Consider the following 18,046-nt stretch of genomic DNA (forward strand, 5'->3'; position numbering starts at 1 on the left):
ATCCGCTGCCCCTTTGAGACAGCTTTTATAGTATATCACCTGTTGCCTTACTTGTCAACATATTTCAATATCTTTTTTAAATAAAAAATTAAAAAACATATTAGATACAAATTTTTAAGTACCATACGTTATCAACGACAACAGTAGATATTCTATCATATTTTCCCCTTTTTTCTTCACAATATACATATGTTATACAAATTTATCATACAATATCATGGCTCAAGCTATTTTTTTCTCTAAATTTCATACATTGATACGCCTGGTTAGGATTACTGCGTCAAATTCTAAAATAAGCAAAAAACAGCCTTCTGAAGAATATAAATTCAAAAGGCCTAATTGCCTTATAACTTTTCCGTTTTTTCCAGTTCCAAAGTCAGATCTACTATACGTTTTTTCAAAATAGGATGTACAGCAAAAGGTGCAATATCACACAGAGGTTTTAACACAAACAATCTTTTGTGCATCCTCGGATGGGGTATAACCACTTTCCCATTCTCGGTAACCAAATTGTCATATAAAATCACGTCCAGATCCAGAGTTCTGGGACCCCACTTTATCTTTCTCTCTCTTTTCAGCTTTTTTTCCACATCCAGCAAAAAATCCATAAGTTTCTCCGGTGACAGCAATGTTTTCAATTCCAGAGCTCCATTTAAAAAATCTTCCTGATTCAGGTATCCCACAGGTTGGGTATTATACAATTTAGAAACTTTCACAACCTTATTAAAAGCTGATTCATCTAAAATATCTACAGCACTTTTTATGTTTTTTCTCCTGTCACCCATATTCGAGCCAACTGCAATATACGCCCTGTGCCAGCACCTGTCCACTTCTACTGCCGCCCATTTAAGGGATTTACCTATAGGAGCCCAGGGTTTCTTAACCTTTACCTTGACCCGTTTTACCCTGTCATATTTTTTCAGTATAAACTGCGATAAGGCTTCCGCTGCCTTCTCAATAAGATTATACTTCTCTCTTTTAAACTCCTCTTCTACTTCTTTACACAATGCCGAATAATCTACAGTATCATTGAGATCATCATTTTTCCCGGCCTTACTCAAGTCAAGATATAATTTCAAGGATATCAAAAATTTCTGGCCTAGATCTTTTTCTCCACGGCTCACGCCATGATATCCATATACCTCCAAATCATTTATATACATTACATCCATAAAAAGCACCCTCTACTCCTGCAAAAATCATTCAATATTCAATGCCGGAATTTTTCTTTTCATCCGGCCAATTACACTTAGCTGCAGCTCTGCATATAAAACAATTCCTCGAAAGTTTATCACTTAAATAAAATATATCATTCAATAAATTATTATTATCTTTTTTTCTATGATTCAGTATTATATCTATTACCTTATTCCTGTCTCTTTCACTAAATCCACACTCTTTCAAAATACCTTCCGCCAATTCCGCACTTGACAGTTCATGGGATATGCCTTTTTCATACTGCAGCCCCCTTCCTATGTCATGTAGAAGGGCTGCAGCATATACAATTTCTTTCTTTTCAGATATATTTCTTTCTAATACAATTACATAGGTAATTCTGGCTACATCCAGAAGATGAGAAATATCATGCCTGCAAAATTCCCTCTTCTCTTCAAATTTATTTATTTCATCTAAACATCTGCGAAACCTATTATTTTTTAAAATGGCATTTATTTTCTCCATGAACAGAACACTTCCTATTTCATTTTAATCATTTCATATACTTCATTTCTAAATTCACGTTTATCCACAAATATACCCCTAATAGCAGTTGTGACAGTCCTACTGCCCGGTTTTTTTATACCTCTCATAGTCATGCACATATGCTCTGCTTCAACAACTACCATAACTCCCTTCGGATTCAAATATTTCATTATTGAATCTGCAATCTCATAAGTCATCCTCTCCTGGAGTTGAAGCCTTCTGGCAAAAACTTCCACAGTTCTGGCCAATTTACTAAGTCCAACAACTTTGCCTCTCGGAACATATGCTATGTGAACCCTGCCGTAAAAAGGCATGAGATGATGTTCACACATGGAATAGAATACAATATTTTTTTCCAGTACCATGTCATCACTGTCCACAGTAAACACCTTTTTTAGATGCTTCTCAGGACTTTGTCCCAGTCCGGAAAATATTTCTCCATACATCCTGGCAATTCTATCCGGAGTTTCAGCAAGTCCCTCCCTGTCAGGATTTTCTCCTATAGCCTCTAAAATCATCTTCACTGCTTTTTTAATTTTATTATCATCCATAACAACAACACATATTGGGTAGTAAATACCCAATATTCTCCCTTCCTATAATATCTTCCAAAATTATCTTCTAAATATTGCATCTGCCATCATTATTGCCCTTTTATTCTCTTTCACATCATGAACCCTCACAAAATCACATTTTTTCATTATACCTATTACCGTTGTTGCTATAGTACCTTCCAGTCTCTGGCCCACAGGAAGATTCAAAGCCCTTCCTATCATAGATTTTCTGGAAGTTCCCAGCAGCACTGGACACCCAAGTTGAGAGAGCTGTTCCAAGTTATTCATAACATCCAGATTTTGCTCATAATCTTTTGCAAACCCTATACCGGGATCCACTATTATATTTCTAGAATCTACTCCAGCCTTTACAGCTATATTTATGCTTTCTCTTAAATCATTCAGAATATCCTCCATCAAATTCCTATAATTTCTATTATCTCTATTGTGCATGAGACAGCAGGGTACTTTATAATGAGCTGCCACTTCAGATATATAGGGATCTTTTTTAAATCCCCATATATCATTTATAAAAGATGCACCAGCCTTTATAGCTTTTTCTGCTACCTTTCCCTTATATGTATCCACTGAAATGGGCACTTCTACACATTTTACAAGTGTACTTATTACAGGAATCACTCTTTCAATTTCTTCTTCTTCGCTTACCGGTACATGACCAGGTCTTGTGGATTCTCCCCCTACATCTACTATGTCCGCACCTTCAGCTTCCATTTTCTTGGCGTACTTGACGGCTTTTTCTATACTGTTAAACTTTCCCCCATCAGAAAAAGAATCCGGTGTGACATTTAATATACCCATAATATAAGTTTTTTTGCCAATTTTAAAATCCCTGCTGCCTATTTTTAACATTCTATCCACTGCTTTTACCTTCCATCTTTTTTATTTTACAACCACAAACAAACAATTGGATTTAAAAATTTCTTCCTTTACAAACAATAATAAAATACTCCCTTTGATACTATCTCTACTGGTCCACTCAAAGTAATATCCTTAATCTCATTATTTTTACTTAAAGTTGAAACTTCTAATATTCCCCCGGGCTGTTTTACGGCATAATTATGTTCGCCTTCATTATCAGTAAGTGAAACTGCCAAAGCTGCAGTTCCAGATGCGCAGCTTTTTTCCCACAACAGACTGTCAGTAGCTTTGACATAAACCAAAGGTTTCAAAAAACATTCTCGTAAATTATAATACATTATTCCAAAAGCATCATATTTTTCTCCATCCATATATCTCTTTACTGTTGAAAATAAATCTTTATTATTTTCAATTTCACCTGCATCCACAATAAAATGTGTAATTCCACAAAGCTCAATTTTTTTTGCATCTATTTCCCTGTTCTTATTTTCAATTGAGAATTTACATTTTTCCATTTTTCTGGGCATGGGAAGCTGAACCTTGGAATAAAAAACATTTTCTCTTTCAGTTCTTCTCACTTCACAGCTTATCAGTCCGTCCGCTCCCGACATTTCAAAATCAATAAAATATCTTTTTTTAATTTTTTTTGCACTTGAATCATGGAAAAATGCCATACATGCAGCAAAGGATCTAGCAGCATTACCACAGAATTCTCCTCCCATCATCTGAAGCCTGATAACATTTTTTCTCTTGCCCTCCACCGTCTCAGGACTTTCAACAAAACCCACCTGTTCCCCACAAACACTGTTATAATTCATCAATTTGTCCGCCATTTCAGGCTGTTCACTTCTGTTAACCTTGTCCAATACAAATATAGTCATATTCTCCGCTGGATTAACTTTCACATAATTATACTTTTTCTTCATAGAAACATACCTCTTTTCAGAGCATTGGTATCCAAATAGTATCAATTATTTCAATTTTCATAAATAATCAACATTATTATAATTGATAGTGTCAATTATTTCAACTCGATCAAAATAGCATAAAATACACTAGAACTAATCGTCAAAATATACTATTATAAATATAATCAGATATCAATTACTTATAAGGAGGTAAAAATGACTTATTCAAAAGTTAAATACGAAGGTTTAAAAAAGCTGTGCCATATCGTCTTTGAAAAATTTGGATTCAACAGAGAGGATAGTAAAACTATTACAGATGTACTTTTATTATCGGATTTATATGGAACTGAATCCCATGGGGTTCAGAGATTAATAAAATATTATAATGAAATAAAACAAGGTCTAATAATAGTCAATTCCAATCCACAAATCATAAGTGAAACACCCATATCGGCAGTTATAGATGGTAAAGCCGGTATGGGACAATTAATAGGCAAAAAAGCTATGAATATAGCTATAAAAAAGGCCAAGACTTCGGGAATTGGAATGGTCTCTGTAAGAAATTCCAATCATTACGGCATTGCAGGTTATTATGCCAAAATGGCCGAGAAAGAAGGACTCATGGGAATTTCTATGACAAATTCACCAGCCGTCACAGTTCCAACTTTCGGAAAAGAAGCTATGCTTGGAACAAATCCCATTGCCATATCCATACCGGCCGAACCATACCCCTTCCTGATGGACATGGCTACCAGCGTGGTCACAAGAGGCAAAATTGAAGTTTACAACAAGAAAAAAGAGCCGCTGCCACTGGGACTTGCACTGAATAAAGATGGAGAAGATACCACCGATCCCTATGATATAATATATAATGTACCTAAAAAACTTGGAGGAGGATTACTTCCGCTGGGAGGCTCTAAGGAACTAACAGGCGGCCACAAGGGATACGGTTTTGCACTGGCAGTTGAAATATTTACAGCCATTTTGTCCGGAGGTGATACCGGAAATTATGTCCACCTAGACGGAAAGGGTGGTTCAGGTACTTGTCATTTTTTATGTGCTGTAGATTATGGTATGTTCGGTGATAAAAAATCCATTGAAAAGAGGCTTTCCAGGTACTTATCCGAACTTAGGAATTCAAAGAAAGCAAAGGGAGCCGTTAGAATATATACCCATGGTGAAAAAGAAGTGGAATCCTACAACGACAAGATCAAAAACGGAATTCCCATAAATGATGCAACTCTAAATGAAATAGGCAACATATGTAAATTTTTTCATATAAATTCCAGTAATTATATTATAAAAATTAAAAGTTAATGAATACTTTTTAAAGATTTCAGCCTCAATTATCCATCATTAACTATTAATTGCCTTAAAATATTTTAAGAGGGGGTAATGATAATGATTAAAATAGGCGACAGAAAAATTTTAATCAAGAAAGGAGACATAACAAAAGAACAAAGCGATGCAATAGTAAACCCCGCCAACAGTTCTTTAAGTCACGGCGGAGGTGCGGCTTTAGCCATAGTGCGGGCCGGCGGAGTTAAAATACAAAAAGACAGCGACGAACTCATAAAAAGAATAGGTACTCTGCCCGTAGGAAAAGCTGTCATAACTTACGGTCATAATCTGAAAGCTAAATTTGTAATACACACTGTAGGGCCCATAATGGGAGAGGGAAATGAAGAAAACAAATTAAGAAAAGCCGTAACAAGTGTGCTCACCCTGGCGGAATCCTATAATCTAACTTCCATATCAATACCGGCCATAAGTTCTGGCGTATTTGGATTTCCAAAAGAAAAATGTGCAGAAATACTTCTCAAAACTTCAGTAGAATTCCTAAAAAGAGACGATATAGACTTAAAAAACATTGTCATGTGCAATCATGACAATAAAACCACAGATATTTTTCTTCAAGAGGAGAAAAAATATCTCTAAAATGCAGAGAGTTGCTGCATAAATATGCAACAACTCCCTTTTAATTTTATTGTTTTAAAAAATTTTTGTCCTGAAATATATTCCCCAGAACTTCTACATTCCTATTGAGCATCTGAATATACAGATATTCATTTTCCACGTAAAAACCATACAACTCTGTAGCTTCACTGATTTCCCCACACTCACCTATCAATTTGTCGAAGGAATATCTTCCAAATTTTACTGGAAGCTTTAAAGAACTCTCCTCCCGGTTTATTCCTATGATATCCCCTTCATAGATATCCTTCCCTCTTTTATCTTGAAGTCCTGTAAATTCCGTAGTTATAAATCTCTCCCTGTCCCCCGTCATATTTTCTGGATAAGGATTGCTATTCATATAAAAGCACTTATCTTCATTGTCCCAGATTCTAAACTTGAATTTTCTCATATGATAACCTCTATTCGCGGACATTTTTATATTTATATTATTGATTATACCATAAATATCTATCAAGACATCTGTCACAAAAAACTTTCTTTTGAAAAAAGTTTGTGAAAAGTATATAATTTCTGTAAATAGTATATTTGGAGGTAATTATGAATCCCATATCCTACACGGAAAACTACAATAAAATATTAAAAAAAATCACAAGTGCAAAATGGATCAAAAAATATAATATGAATAAACATATGATATACAAAAGCATAAAAGGTCCTAAATTTAAGGACGCTTTCAAAAACCAGCTGTCAAGCAAAGATTTTTCAGCCAAAAGCACACTGGCACTATGTCAGTTCATGATGGATTCACTTTCAGGTCACAAATCACCTGACAACTGGCTTTTATATTTATACCAATATACTCTGAAAAAAAATTTTCCTGAAAATGTAACTGTAAAAATGATACCGCAGCTGACCGCTCCTTGTGAATTATATCTGGCCATATTCAATACAATATGCAGCATACAAAAAAACTCTGGCGACGGCACCTGGGAAAGTCGTTATCCACTGCAATTTTTAACTTTAAAAGAAGAATCGGAACTGGAACATCCTGAAGAGTATAGAAAATTTATAAAAGCTTTTCTATCGCAATATACCTATGAAATGATGAAAATAAATGGCGAGCTGACAGGTTTCACTACCTTGGAACACATATGCGGCGTACACTATCTATCCCTTTATATAGCAAGGCAGTTAAAAAGCACAGGTATCCCTGTGGATCTCGGAAGGGTATCCGGTGCCGCCGCCGGACATGATCTCGGAAAATACGGATGTAAATGTGCAGAATCCAAAAAAGTTCCCCATTTGCATTACTACTATACAGATCAATGGTTCAAAAGGTGCGGAATAAATTACATAAGAAATGTGGCCATAAATCATTCCGTATGGGATTTGGAATTGGAAAATCTTTCTCTGGAATCTTTAATTCTCATATATTCCGATTTCAGAATAAAAAATGAACTCAAAAACGGACAAAATTACATGAAACTGTTCTCCCTAAGTGAATCTTTCTATATAATTTCGGGCAAGCTGGAAAACATGAATCAGCAGAAAAGCAGAAGATACAAAAAAGTTTATGCCAAATTAAAGGATTTTGAAAATTTTCTTCTGGATATTGGAATCGATGTAGAACCGAAACAAAGTTTCCCTCCCGTAAAAACAAAACATAAAAATTATACCCTTCTCCAGGGAAACAGCATAGTACAGAACTTAAAATATCTATCAATAAGCCATAACATAAACCTCATGTATCAGCTGAGAGACGAATACTCTCTGGATACCATACTTGAAATGGCAAGAAGTGAAAACGACTGGAAAATCTTTCGCGAATATATAAGAATATTTCAAGAATACTCAACTTACCTCACTCAAAAACAAAAACTTCAGACGCTAAAATTTTTATATGAAAATCTAATTCATCCCGAAGATGATATAAGAAGACACTGTGCAGAACTGATGGGAACACTAATAGCCACTTTCGACGAGGATTACAGGAAGGAACTGCCTGAAGACGTAAAAATACTTCCTCCAATCACGTCCGGAACAAGCCTTCTTAAAAAATATATGGAGATCATGCTGTCGCCCAGCTATAAAGTGATCTCCGAACATAAATTCAATATAGGATACAGCATAAGCATAATGATAAACTCTCTTTTCAAAAATTGCAGAAAATCACTCATACCAAAATACATTGATGTGCTCATGACATTTTACAGCGAGGAAAAATATAAAAATTCAGCCTGTGAAGTGTTTTTACTTGAGACCTGCAAATATATTCCCTGGAAACATCTTTCCAGTGAAAACAAAAAAATTTTATTCAACTATATATTCTCCAAAACAAAAAAGAGAAACAGCACTATAAGGATGGAAGCTCTGGAAGCAGTCTTGGTATTTTCGGGCGATCTTATGAAAAGCCGTAATTTTATGGAAAAAATGAAAAAACACTTTAACTTGATAACTGCAAAGAGCAGGATTACTGCCGAGAACTTTCTCATATTCAAGATAAATAAAAAATTAAATTTAAACAATGACGTCACAAACACATTTAAATATTATTGTAATCTAACCAATAAAATAGTAACGGATATATTTTTAAGCAATTTAAAAACTTCTACAAACTGGATAAGGAAAAAGAATCAGGTGGAACTTCTTCTATACCATGCACTCGACAATCCGCAGTCCATGGGTCTACATACAGCTATACATTTTTGCAACCTACTAAAAGTAAGTGCTGTGGAAATTGTCAGAAATACTGCAGGTGCTGCTATACTAAAAATTATGCCCTATCTTTCATTATCTGAAAGAAACGAAGTTGCGGTAGAACTTTTAAGGGCCCTTGAAATAGAGGGAAACAGATTTACCGAATATATTCCAAGATATACGGGGCAGGCTGCTTTATGGCTCCAGCCAAAAGAACTGGATGAATTCATAGACGATTCAATTTATAAAGTCAAAACTTCAAATTCAAATTTAAAATCCCTTACATTTAAAACTGTAGGAACTATTATATCCCATTACTGGATTTACAAAGATCGATTTGAAGAATCCGAAACCAATTATCTCAAAAGACTGGATAAAATGCTCGGGATACTGTTAAATGGTCTGGGAGATTACAATCTTCAAGTTAAACAATCTGCATTCAGCGTTATAGGAAGGGAGATCTTTGACACTGACTACATGGATTTGACTAAAAAAGAATTCATATTCAAGCGTACAGCAAAGAAAATATTGACACTGATCACGGATAACGAGAATCAAGAATTACTGTTTTTAACTAGATCAGCAAGTTTAAATCACATATACAGGTTTATATCGGACTATACTTTTTTCTACGGTAATATAGACATACCATTCCCTCAAAAGGTAGCTTTTTTCCCCGGAACATTTGATCCTTTTTCACTAAGTCACAAGGAAATAGCAAAATATATACGCGACCTGGGCTTTGAAGTATACCTGTCTATAGACGAATTTTCCTGGTCCAAAAAAACTTTGCCGAACCTTCTGAGACGAAACTTGGTCACCATGTCTACAGCCAGTGAATTAAACATATATCTTTACCCCGATATGTACCCTACAAATATATCCAATGAGTCAAATTTAAAAACACTGAAAAAAAATTTTCCCAATTCAAAGGTCTATATGTGTGTGGGAAGCGATGTAATTTTGAATGCATCCAGTTACAAGTCCCCTAAAACTCAAAATTCAATTCACACTTTTTCTCATATAATATTTGAAAGGGGCAGGGACAGGGATCTGTTAAAACCGGCTGTAAAAAAAATAGACGGAAGCGTGCTCATATTGAGATTAAATTCAAAATATTCAAATATAAGTTCCAGTCAAATTAGAAATTCTATTGACAACAACAGGGACATTTCCACCCTTGTGGATCCTATGGCAGAACAGTATATATATGCAAACGGATTTTATCAGCGGGAATCACAGGATAAAGATTTTATAAAATCACTGTGGCTCGACAGGGAAGTATTCAAAAATTTCGGCAATGAAGTCTTAAACAGAATAAATCAGTGCATACCCGACTGCACCTACAATTTTATAAACAAAATCAGGGAAATATCTTCTAAACCTTCTTTTTGCATCGTATTCCTAAAAGATACTGTCAGAAAAGAAATATTGGGTTTTTGTATTATGCACTGGATTCGTCCCTCTATGCTGTACAATGAATTTAAAAATACCGGGGTATCACAATATATACGTGAAAACAGCACGGGGAGGATTATATCGATAGATGGACTTTATATCAAAAACAAATACAAAAAGGAAAAACTTGCACAGATTCTCTTTACAGAAGCCCTTTCTCTGTATGTATCCAAAGATTATGAATATGCCGTATACAAAAATGCTTTCAAAAGGGAAATATATGGCAATGATATTTTCCCTCTATTGAAATTATACGGGTTTATAAAGATTCCCTTCTGCGATGATGACAGTCCAATATACGCAGTCAACATGAATGCACCCTGTATAATAAACTTTGACCTTCAAAATATAATAAAAGAACCATTCAGGAGCAATCCTAAAATTGTAAACGCTATTTACAAGTGTCGTAAAAAATTAATTGAAAGCGTAGTTAAACTATATCCAGGAGAACTCATACTCTCTTTTAACGTAAATTTTGTATACCAGTGTCTCATAAGAAAAATCTGCAAAGAAAATTTAGTACCTACTTACAATTTATCGCCCAAAAAACTAGGTGAGGCCATGTGTGTACCTTACGGCGACATACTGGAGCGGTACATCATACCAAATACCGTCACCAAAGCACTGCATACAGAAAAATTATTTTTTCCAGACATGAAAAAATTTATAATAGGTGAGTTTCCCCATTACCTGGATTTAAATACACAGATAAAAATGATAAAGGCTTTTCAGAGACCTGTAATATTAGTGGACAATTTGCTTCACAAGGGGTACCGGATAAAAGCTGTAGATCCCATTTTTAAAAAAGAAGATGTAGAAGTTAAAAAAATTATTGTTGCAGTACTGTCCGGAAGGGGCAAGGATCTCATGGATATGCAGGGCAGGGCTGTAGAAAGCGTGTATTTTATTCCAAGATTAAAATTATGGTTTAACGAAAATTCTCTCTATCCATTCATAGGGGGAGATGCACTTTACAGGGGAAGTTATCCGGAGAGAAATCTGCTTCCATCGATAAATTTAATTCTGCCTTATACTTATCCCGCATTTATAAAAAATACTTCCAAATCCAACATATACGGTCTATCAAGAACTTGTCTGGAAAACAGTTTGAATATACTGGAAACAATAGAAGAAGAATACCATGTCATTCACGAGAAAAATTTGACTTTATCCTATTTAGGACAGGTATTTGCCACACCAAGGTGTCCCGATCCGGGAAAAAATATCAGTTTCAATCTCAATCTTCCCGCATCAGGTTATATCAAAAATGATCTGGAGATTCTAACTCGAATGAAACATGCTTTTGAACAATAAAAAATGAGGTGTTAAAATGCAATTTCACTATTATATTTACAAAAACAAGCTGCTTATTTCCGAGATATCATTTCCCTTTAGGACTGTCGAAGAAAAAGCCGCTTCCAACTACAGTGGATATATTTACAGATTGATAAATGAAAATACAGACAATTCCAGAATGTGCTATTATATAACCCATCCTTCCCAAGTATTTTCAACACAAGAAAGCCTGGAATTCATATGGTGTAAAACTTCTGCAGACTATACCCTGCCAAAATGGCTTTTAAAATCCATTGAAGAAAACAGGCTGGTATGCCTAAACACAGCTTATCCTAACTGGGCCGAAAGACTGGACCATGTCTTTCCGGTCTTTCACGACAGCAGTAATTTCCGTAAATGGAACCTAACAGTAGCAGGTCTGGGAGATGTAGGTGGAACTTTAATTGCAGGTCTCAGAATATTGGGGGGAAAATATATAAATACCATATCCATATACGACAGCGATGAAAACAGGATAAAAAGATGGGAATACGAATGCAGCCAAATCACAGATTCCAATATTGATTCCCTATTTCCGAAAATACTTCCTTTAAAAAAAGAAGAGGATCTTTTTAAGGGCGATATGTTCATATTCTGTGTTTCCAAGGGTGTACCTGAAATCGGGGAAAACGTATCCGACGTAAGGCTCATACAATTTAAGGGAAATTCAAAAGTGATAAAAGACTATGCCCACAAAGCTAAAAGTTACAATTTTAAGGGGATATTTGCAGTAGTTTCGGATCCGGTGGACCTGCTTTGTAAATCTGCGTTAAGTACGGGACTTCTTCCGGATCAAATAAGAGGATACGGTCTAGGCGTAATGAATGCCAGGGCCAATTACTATGCTTTAAAATTAAACAGTAGGGAAAATTTTCTCGAAGAAGGAAGATCCTTCGGTCCTCACGGCGACGGTCTTGTAGTTGCCAACAGCATCAAAAATTATAATGAAGAAGTATCAAATTATTTAACTGAGAAGGCTAAAAATGCCAATATGTATATGAGAAGCATCGGTTTTAAACCCTATATCGCCCCTGCCATATCCTCCGGTGCCTTTTCAATAATAGATACTATAAAAGGAAGCTGGAACTACAGCAGTACGTTCCTTGGAGGGGCTTTTATGGGATGCAGGAACAGGCTGCTGCCTTATGGTACCCAGTTAGAATACTACGGAAACATGCAGGAATCTCTATTTTACAGGTTAAACCAGACTTATAAACAGCTGTTAAAATTCAAGCCATAGATCAATAGGGGTGAAATTATGGAAGAACTTTATGTTATATGTCCAAATGATAAGATATCCTCCGAACTAAAGAAAATGTTAAACAGTTTTATAAGGGAATTCGATACTGTACACTACATTCTCAATTGGCATAATACTGATTTCAGGAATAAAAAAATACTGTTTTTATTAGAATTGGACAATAGTATTTGCTTTGATATACCCATGCTTATTTTTTTCAGCAATTTAAGTTCAGAATCCAAAGATGCCTTTCAAGGCTCCACTGCAGCCCTTTTAATTCACAGCAGCTCAGAACTGGGAACAAAAAGGGCTGCCCAGGACATAATTTTTATGGCAAATAAACTGGGATGCAATTTTATAGGCCACCCATTGGTAGAAGCCACTGCCAATTTGAAAAATTTTTTAACCTGGCAAAAATCCACCCAGCGTCCTCTAGAAGAAATATGTTTAATTTTAAGTGCCAAGCTTGGAAAGAGGTTGGCAGAATATAAATCTGCAGCAGCAATAAAAAAAATGACGGTTTTATACTCTTCTCCCCATAAAATATCCAACACACTTGACCTATGGCACCTGATTTCAAAACATCTAAAAAAAATATCAATAGAAGAACTGCAGATTGAAAACGGGCAAATACTTGACTGCAAGGGTTGTCACTACAAGCTTTGTCTGCACTACGGCAAACAAAACAGCTGCTTTTATGGTGGGTTCATGGTAGAAAATATACTTCCCTCCATAAAATCTTCGGATGCAGTAGTATGGCTCTGTCCAAATTATAACGATTCCATTGGAGCAAACTTAACTGCTACCATAAACAGATTGACTGTACTATATCATAAGATAAGTTTCTATAACAAATCCATTTTTGCTGTAATAGTTTCCGGAAATTCAGGAAGTGATTCCGTAGCAAAGCAGCTGATAGGAGCCCTCAATATAAATAAGGGCTTCAGGCTGCCTCCTAATTCAATAATTACGGAAACTGCCAATGATCCTGGGGCCATATTCAAGATACCAGGTATAAAATCAAAGGCAAGGTCCTTTGCAGAAAATATAATGAAAAATTCATTTAATCACCAGATTCCTTAAATTACAAAAAACAAACCAACAATAGTTTTTTTATAAGAAAATATGTTAAAATAATAAGTGTTTGTGTACTAATTTTAAAAACAGAGGCGAGAATTATGATATATATAAAGACTAAAAGAGAAATAGGTTACATGGCGGCAGCCGGAAAAATACTTGCGTCCTGCCACAGAGAAATAAGAAAGATGATAAAACCCGGCATAACTACCATGGAAATAGATTCTTTCGTAGAAAAATATTTAAAGCAGCATAACGCTACCCCTGAGCAAAAGGGATATATGGGATTTCCCTACGCTACGTGTGCTTCTGTAAATGACGAGGTTTGCCATGGATTCCCGAATAAAAAACCTTTAAAAGACGGAGATATCGTAACCATCGATATGGTTGTAAATTTAAACGGCTGGCTGGCAGACTCGGCATGGTCCTATGCAGTAGGCAATATATCCAAGGAGGCAAAGGATCTTTTGAAGGTTACAAAAGAATGCCTCTACAGGGGTATTAAAAAAGCGGTAATCGGAAATCATATAGGTGATATAGGACATGAAATACAAACTTACGCGGAACCCCTTGGATATTCAGTGGTAAGAGATTATACGGGACACGGCATAGGCAGGGTAATGCACGATGATGTAGCCGTACCACATTACGGGAAACCTGGAAGAGGGTTAAAGTTGAAAAGCGGCATGGTAATTACCATAGAACCTATGATAAATATAGGAATCTACGAAGTCACAGTAGACAGTAACAATTGGACTGCACGTACTGCTGATGGCAGTTTATCCGCACAATATGAACACACCATTGCAATAACAGAAGACGGACCTAAGATACTGACGGACCAGGACAATATATAAGATAGTCAATACAAATAAGCACTGACACAAGGTGCTTATTTGCTGTATATACATATATGTTGACAAATTTTTGGAAGATGGATATACTATAATTGTCAACTATAATTATAATACTTGTTGACAATATATTTTGAGGACGGTTTCGATAAAATGTTAATTCTAAGAGCCCACCATATATTTTGTATTCAGGGGTACATAGGAAAGGGCTACAGTAAAGATTTTGTAAAAAACATGGATAAGGTAGTGAATTCACTCAATCCCGATGCTTTGGTGAAAATTGTGACAGAAGCCGACGACCTCTGCAGTAAATGTCCCCATATGTTGAAGGATCATCACTGTGACAGTCAGGCCAAAATTTCCTTTTTAGATGCCAGTTCGCTAAAAACTCTAACGATAAAGCCAAATTACATATATAAATATAGAGATTTGCTGGACGCCCTAAATAAAAACCTGACTTTTAAAAACTTCAGGGAAACTTGTGCCGTCTGCAGCTGGTTTTCCTGCGGCTATTGTAAAAATGGACTTTTTAAAAATAAAACTTAACAATAAAATAAAGCACTTGAATTTATCTTTCAGGAAAAATCCTATATAATATTATCTATAAGGAGTAAAAGCAGGTGAAAATATGCAAAAAGTAATCTTTCTTGTAGATATGAATGCATTTTTTATAAGCTGTGAAACAACAAGGCACCCGGAAATAATCGGCAAACCGGCAGCAGTTGCAGGGGATCCCAAGGACCGGAGAGGAATTATTTTAACAGCAAACTACAGGGCCAGAAAATTTGGAATTAAAACTACAATGATTTTAAGTGAAGCACTTAAACTATGTCCAGATTTAATTGTTATTCCGCCCGACAAAGATTTTTATAAGAAAAAATCCGGACAGGTCATGGATATTTTATCCTCCTACACACCTGTTATCGAGCAAAACAGCATTGACGAGGCATGGCTCGACATGACAGGCTGCGGCCGAATATTTGGCAACCCTCTAAAGTCGGCAGAGCTCATAAGTCATCACATCAGAAGCAAACTGGGACTAGGATGCTCCATAGGCATATCCGAAAATAAATTTCTTTCAAAAATGGCTTCTGAAATGAAAAAGCCTCTTGGAATAACAGAACTCTGGAGAAAGGACATTGAATCAAAATTATGGCCTCTCAGCATACAATCCATGTACGGAATTGGAAAGCAAACATCTCAGAAATTACAGGACATGGGAATTAAAACCATAGGAAACCTGGCACTTTTCAACCGGGATTATCTTATAAAAAGATTTGGAAAAATTGGCGGAAGACTTCATGAACTAGCCAACGGCATTGATGATCAAAGTTTAAAACCACGGCTGCAGGAAAATGTGAAATCAATTGGAAAGTCCATTACAGTTCCTCATGATATTTCCAATATAGAAGAAGCCAGAATTATCCTGATGCAGCTTTCAGACAAAGTGGCAATGACTTCCAGAAAATACGGTAAAAGAGGCCACACAGTACAAATCAGCATAAAATATTCGAATTTCAAATCCATTACCAGGCAAAAAACAGTTTTCCCCACATGTCTATCCAGAGACATCTATTCGGCAGGAATTGATCTGCTTGAAAAAAGCTGGAATACCCATCTTCCAATTCGTCTACTTGGAATAAGTATAAGCGGATTTACAGAAAATTATAGAATCAAGCAGATATCCATGTTTGAAAAAAGTAAATCAGATAAGGAACAAAAAATAGAAAATGTCATGGATACCCTGCGCCAAAAATACGGATCTTCCATAATAAACAGGGCGGCATTGATAAAGAAAAGGAAAAATTAAGAAATACATTCTGGATGTCAAAACGCATTTCTTAATTTTTATCTCTATTTGATTATCCGGGCAGACATAATCTTGCCCTCAGCATACTTTATCAATAGATCTTCGGAATAATTCATATATTTGTCTAAATTTTCATCCCCATTAAAAGAAACTATATTCATCAAAACTCTTCTGGTGTCATTTTCTATCATAGTTCTCCTTGAATCAGAGGTAGTGCTTCCAAATTCGCCCCTGCTGTCCTCAAATACCGGCATATCCGATAAGTTCACCATTCCCCTTCCAATACCTCTATATGAGTCCCCTTCTTTCCCTATAGTAAAGTAGATTTTTGAATCTATTTTATCCATATCATAGGCACAAACCGAATGAAGCGAATATATGGAAATCAAATTATTTATATCCACTATATTGTTGACTTTGTAAAGTTCATTTCCTTTTACTATGCGCCTCACTAAAGATTCAGAAGAAACTCTATACCTGCTGGGATCTTTTCCAAACTTTTTATAGGCTCCCCTTGCAGCATGTATGTTGGCAAGTTTTGAGACATCCGACAACTTATACAGGACTGCTATTTTACCTGATAATAAAGATATCTCCCTCGTCAGCATGGGATCTGATTCCTTCACCTTAACAGCTGCCTCTAAAGAGCCTATGGCAACTTGGGATCCTAAATTGTTCTTCACACAATCACAGATTTTTATATTTACCATAGAATACATTTGGCAAAAGCCAAAAGTACACCACCTTTCTCTATAAAATACAGATTTATTTTATAGAGTTATTATAACATATCAAAGATCGTTAAAACATCAATTTGATTTTATCAATTTCGCTCTTAAGAGAGCTCCCCTTACCTTAATTCCAACTATGTAGGCAACTACAACTTTTATTACATCAAGCGGTATGAATGGGAAAACACATAAAAATATTGCTTTTTTTATAGGTATATTCGTCACAAAATGAAACCAAATTGTTCCCGCAGCATAACATATCACCAAAGTTCCCATAAGCGCCACTATTGAAATTATATGATTGGAACCTTTTTCTGAAATTTTACCTATAAGATAAGCTATTAACAGATAACTTATCAAATATCCTCCATTTGGGCCAGCCAAAATTTGAAATCCACCTGTAAAACTTGCAAAAACAGGCACACCTATTGCACCCACAAGCAAATAGATAAGTTGAGACATTGTCCCAAGTCTGCTTCCTAAAATCATAGCTGACAAGTATACTGCAAATACCTGCATTGTAATGGGAACAGGTGTAAAAGGCAGCGGTATTGAAATTTGAGCCAATATAGCCGTTATAGCTGTAAAAATAGCTGCAGTACACATCTCTCTAATGGAAAATTTCAATTTCATGCTTACATCTCCTTAAAATCAATTGTCAACATATATAATATCTATGGTTAACAATAATAGTATAGCCGAAACCAAAAAATTTGTCAATTGCTCACCTGGATTCATTTTCATCTTATAAAAAGTTAACAAGACTTAACAATCTTAGTGTAAAATTACTGTAGGGTTATTTAAGATAAGAAATGTAAAAAGAGACTTTCCTTTGATAATATATATTAAGTAAGCAAAACAAAATACATTAAAGAAAGAAGGAAA

At 35.4% G+C, this 18,046-nt stretch carries 16 protein-coding genes; 8 read left to right on the plus strand and 8 right to left on the minus strand.

The features are described from left to right. Positions 1 to 344 precede the first annotated feature (344 nt). The 5 genes from folK to AB8S09_RS14945 all read right to left on the minus strand — a co-directional run bounded on the left by folK (position 345) and on the right by AB8S09_RS14945 (position 4,060). Entirely contained in the window at positions 345 to 1,172 is an 828-nt protein-coding gene (gene folK / locus AB8S09_RS14925) for a 2-amino-4-hydroxy-6-hydroxymethyldihydropteridine diphosphokinase (RefSeq protein WP_369869432.1), read from the minus strand. Between the two features lie 31 nt (positions 1,173 to 1,203). Then, complete coding sequence (locus AB8S09_RS14930) at positions 1,204 to 1,680, minus strand: HD domain-containing protein (RefSeq protein ID WP_369869433.1); 477 nt, start codon at positions 1,678 to 1,680, stop codon at positions 1,204 to 1,206. A gap of 14 nt (positions 1,681 to 1,694) precedes the next feature. After that, a complete protein-coding gene (gene folE, locus AB8S09_RS14935; protein ID WP_294185006.1) occupies positions 1,695 to 2,252 on the minus strand; it encodes a GTP cyclohydrolase I FolE in 558 nt (185 codons plus the stop codon). Positions 2,253 to 2,315: 63 nt separating this feature from the next. After that, the gene (gene folP, locus AB8S09_RS14940) at positions 2,316 to 3,125 is read right to left on the minus strand and encodes a dihydropteroate synthase (RefSeq protein WP_294185013.1); all 810 of its coding nucleotides are present in this window, start codon (positions 3,123 to 3,125) and stop codon (positions 2,316 to 2,318) included. Positions 3,126 to 3,202: 77 nt separating this feature from the next. Continuing rightward, entirely contained in the window at positions 3,203 to 4,060 is an 858-nt protein-coding gene (locus AB8S09_RS14945; RefSeq protein ID WP_369869434.1) for a histidine racemase CntK family protein, read from the minus strand. 198 nt (positions 4,061 to 4,258) lie between these two features. Between AB8S09_RS14945 and AB8S09_RS14950 the strand changes: the two genes are divergently transcribed. Further along, complete coding sequence (locus tag AB8S09_RS14950) at positions 4,259 to 5,359, plus strand: Ldh family oxidoreductase (RefSeq protein WP_369869436.1); 1,101 nt, start codon at positions 4,259 to 4,261, stop codon at positions 5,357 to 5,359. Between the two features lie 84 nt (positions 5,360 to 5,443). After that, positions 5,444 to 5,980 carry a macro domain-containing protein gene (locus AB8S09_RS14955; protein ID WP_294185000.1) on the plus strand — a complete coding sequence of 179 codons (537 nt, stop codon included), beginning with the start codon at positions 5,444 to 5,446 and terminating at the stop codon, positions 5,978 to 5,980. A gap of 46 nt (positions 5,981 to 6,026) precedes the next feature. Here AB8S09_RS14955 and AB8S09_RS14960 read toward each other — a convergent pair whose 3' ends face one another. Further along, positions 6,027 to 6,407 (minus strand): YopX family protein, encoded by a 381-nt coding sequence (locus tag AB8S09_RS14960; RefSeq protein ID WP_294184998.1) that lies wholly within the window; start codon positions 6,405 to 6,407, stop codon positions 6,027 to 6,029. Positions 6,408 to 6,556: 149 nt separating this feature from the next. Between AB8S09_RS14960 and AB8S09_RS14965 the strand changes: the two genes are divergently transcribed. The 6 genes from AB8S09_RS14965 (at position 6,557) to AB8S09_RS14990 (ending at position 16,430) form a co-directional block, all read left to right on the plus strand. Beyond that, on the plus strand, positions 6,557 to 11,428 hold the full coding sequence (locus AB8S09_RS14965; RefSeq protein WP_369869437.1) for a cytidyltransferase: 4,872 nt from the start codon (positions 6,557 to 6,559) through the stop codon (positions 11,426 to 11,428). 16 nt (positions 11,429 to 11,444) lie between these two features. Further along, positions 11,445 to 12,689, plus strand: a complete 1,245-nt coding sequence (locus AB8S09_RS14970) for a lactate/malate family dehydrogenase (RefSeq protein ID WP_294184994.1) — start codon at positions 11,445 to 11,447, stop codon at positions 12,687 to 12,689. An 18-nt stretch (positions 12,690 to 12,707) separates the two neighbouring features. Continuing rightward, on the plus strand, positions 12,708 to 13,772 hold the full coding sequence (locus tag AB8S09_RS14975; RefSeq protein WP_294184992.1) for a flavodoxin family protein: 1,065 nt from the start codon (positions 12,708 to 12,710) through the stop codon (positions 13,770 to 13,772). A gap of 95 nt (positions 13,773 to 13,867) precedes the next feature. Further along, positions 13,868 to 14,623 carry a type I methionyl aminopeptidase gene (map, locus tag AB8S09_RS14980; protein ID WP_294184990.1) on the plus strand — a complete coding sequence of 252 codons (756 nt, stop codon included), beginning with the start codon at positions 13,868 to 13,870 and terminating at the stop codon, positions 14,621 to 14,623. Positions 14,624 to 14,773: 150 nt separating this feature from the next. Then, the gene (locus tag AB8S09_RS14985; protein WP_294184988.1) at positions 14,774 to 15,166 is read left to right on the plus strand and encodes a DUF1284 domain-containing protein; all 393 of its coding nucleotides are present in this window, start codon (positions 14,774 to 14,776) and stop codon (positions 15,164 to 15,166) included. 82 nt (positions 15,167 to 15,248) lie between these two features. Then, positions 15,249 to 16,430, plus strand: a complete 1,182-nt coding sequence (locus tag AB8S09_RS14990) for a DNA polymerase IV (RefSeq protein WP_369869438.1) — start codon at positions 15,249 to 15,251, stop codon at positions 16,428 to 16,430. Between the two features lie 44 nt (positions 16,431 to 16,474). Here AB8S09_RS14990 and AB8S09_RS14995 read toward each other — a convergent pair whose 3' ends face one another. Both AB8S09_RS14995 and AB8S09_RS15000 read right to left on the minus strand, forming a co-directional pair. After that, positions 16,475 to 17,140 (minus strand): B3/B4 domain-containing protein, encoded by a 666-nt coding sequence (locus AB8S09_RS14995; RefSeq protein ID WP_294184981.1) that lies wholly within the window; start codon positions 17,138 to 17,140, stop codon positions 16,475 to 16,477. Positions 17,141 to 17,239: 99 nt separating this feature from the next. Next, a complete protein-coding gene (locus tag AB8S09_RS15000; RefSeq protein ID WP_369869439.1) occupies positions 17,240 to 17,794 on the minus strand; it encodes a biotin transporter BioY in 555 nt (184 codons plus the stop codon). Positions 17,795 to 18,046 lie beyond the last annotated feature (252 nt).

The organism is Clostridium lapidicellarium (assembly GCF_041224415.1).
Classification (GTDB): Bacteria; Bacillota; Clostridia; order Clostridiales; family Clostridiaceae; genus Clostridium_B; species Clostridium_B lapidicellarium.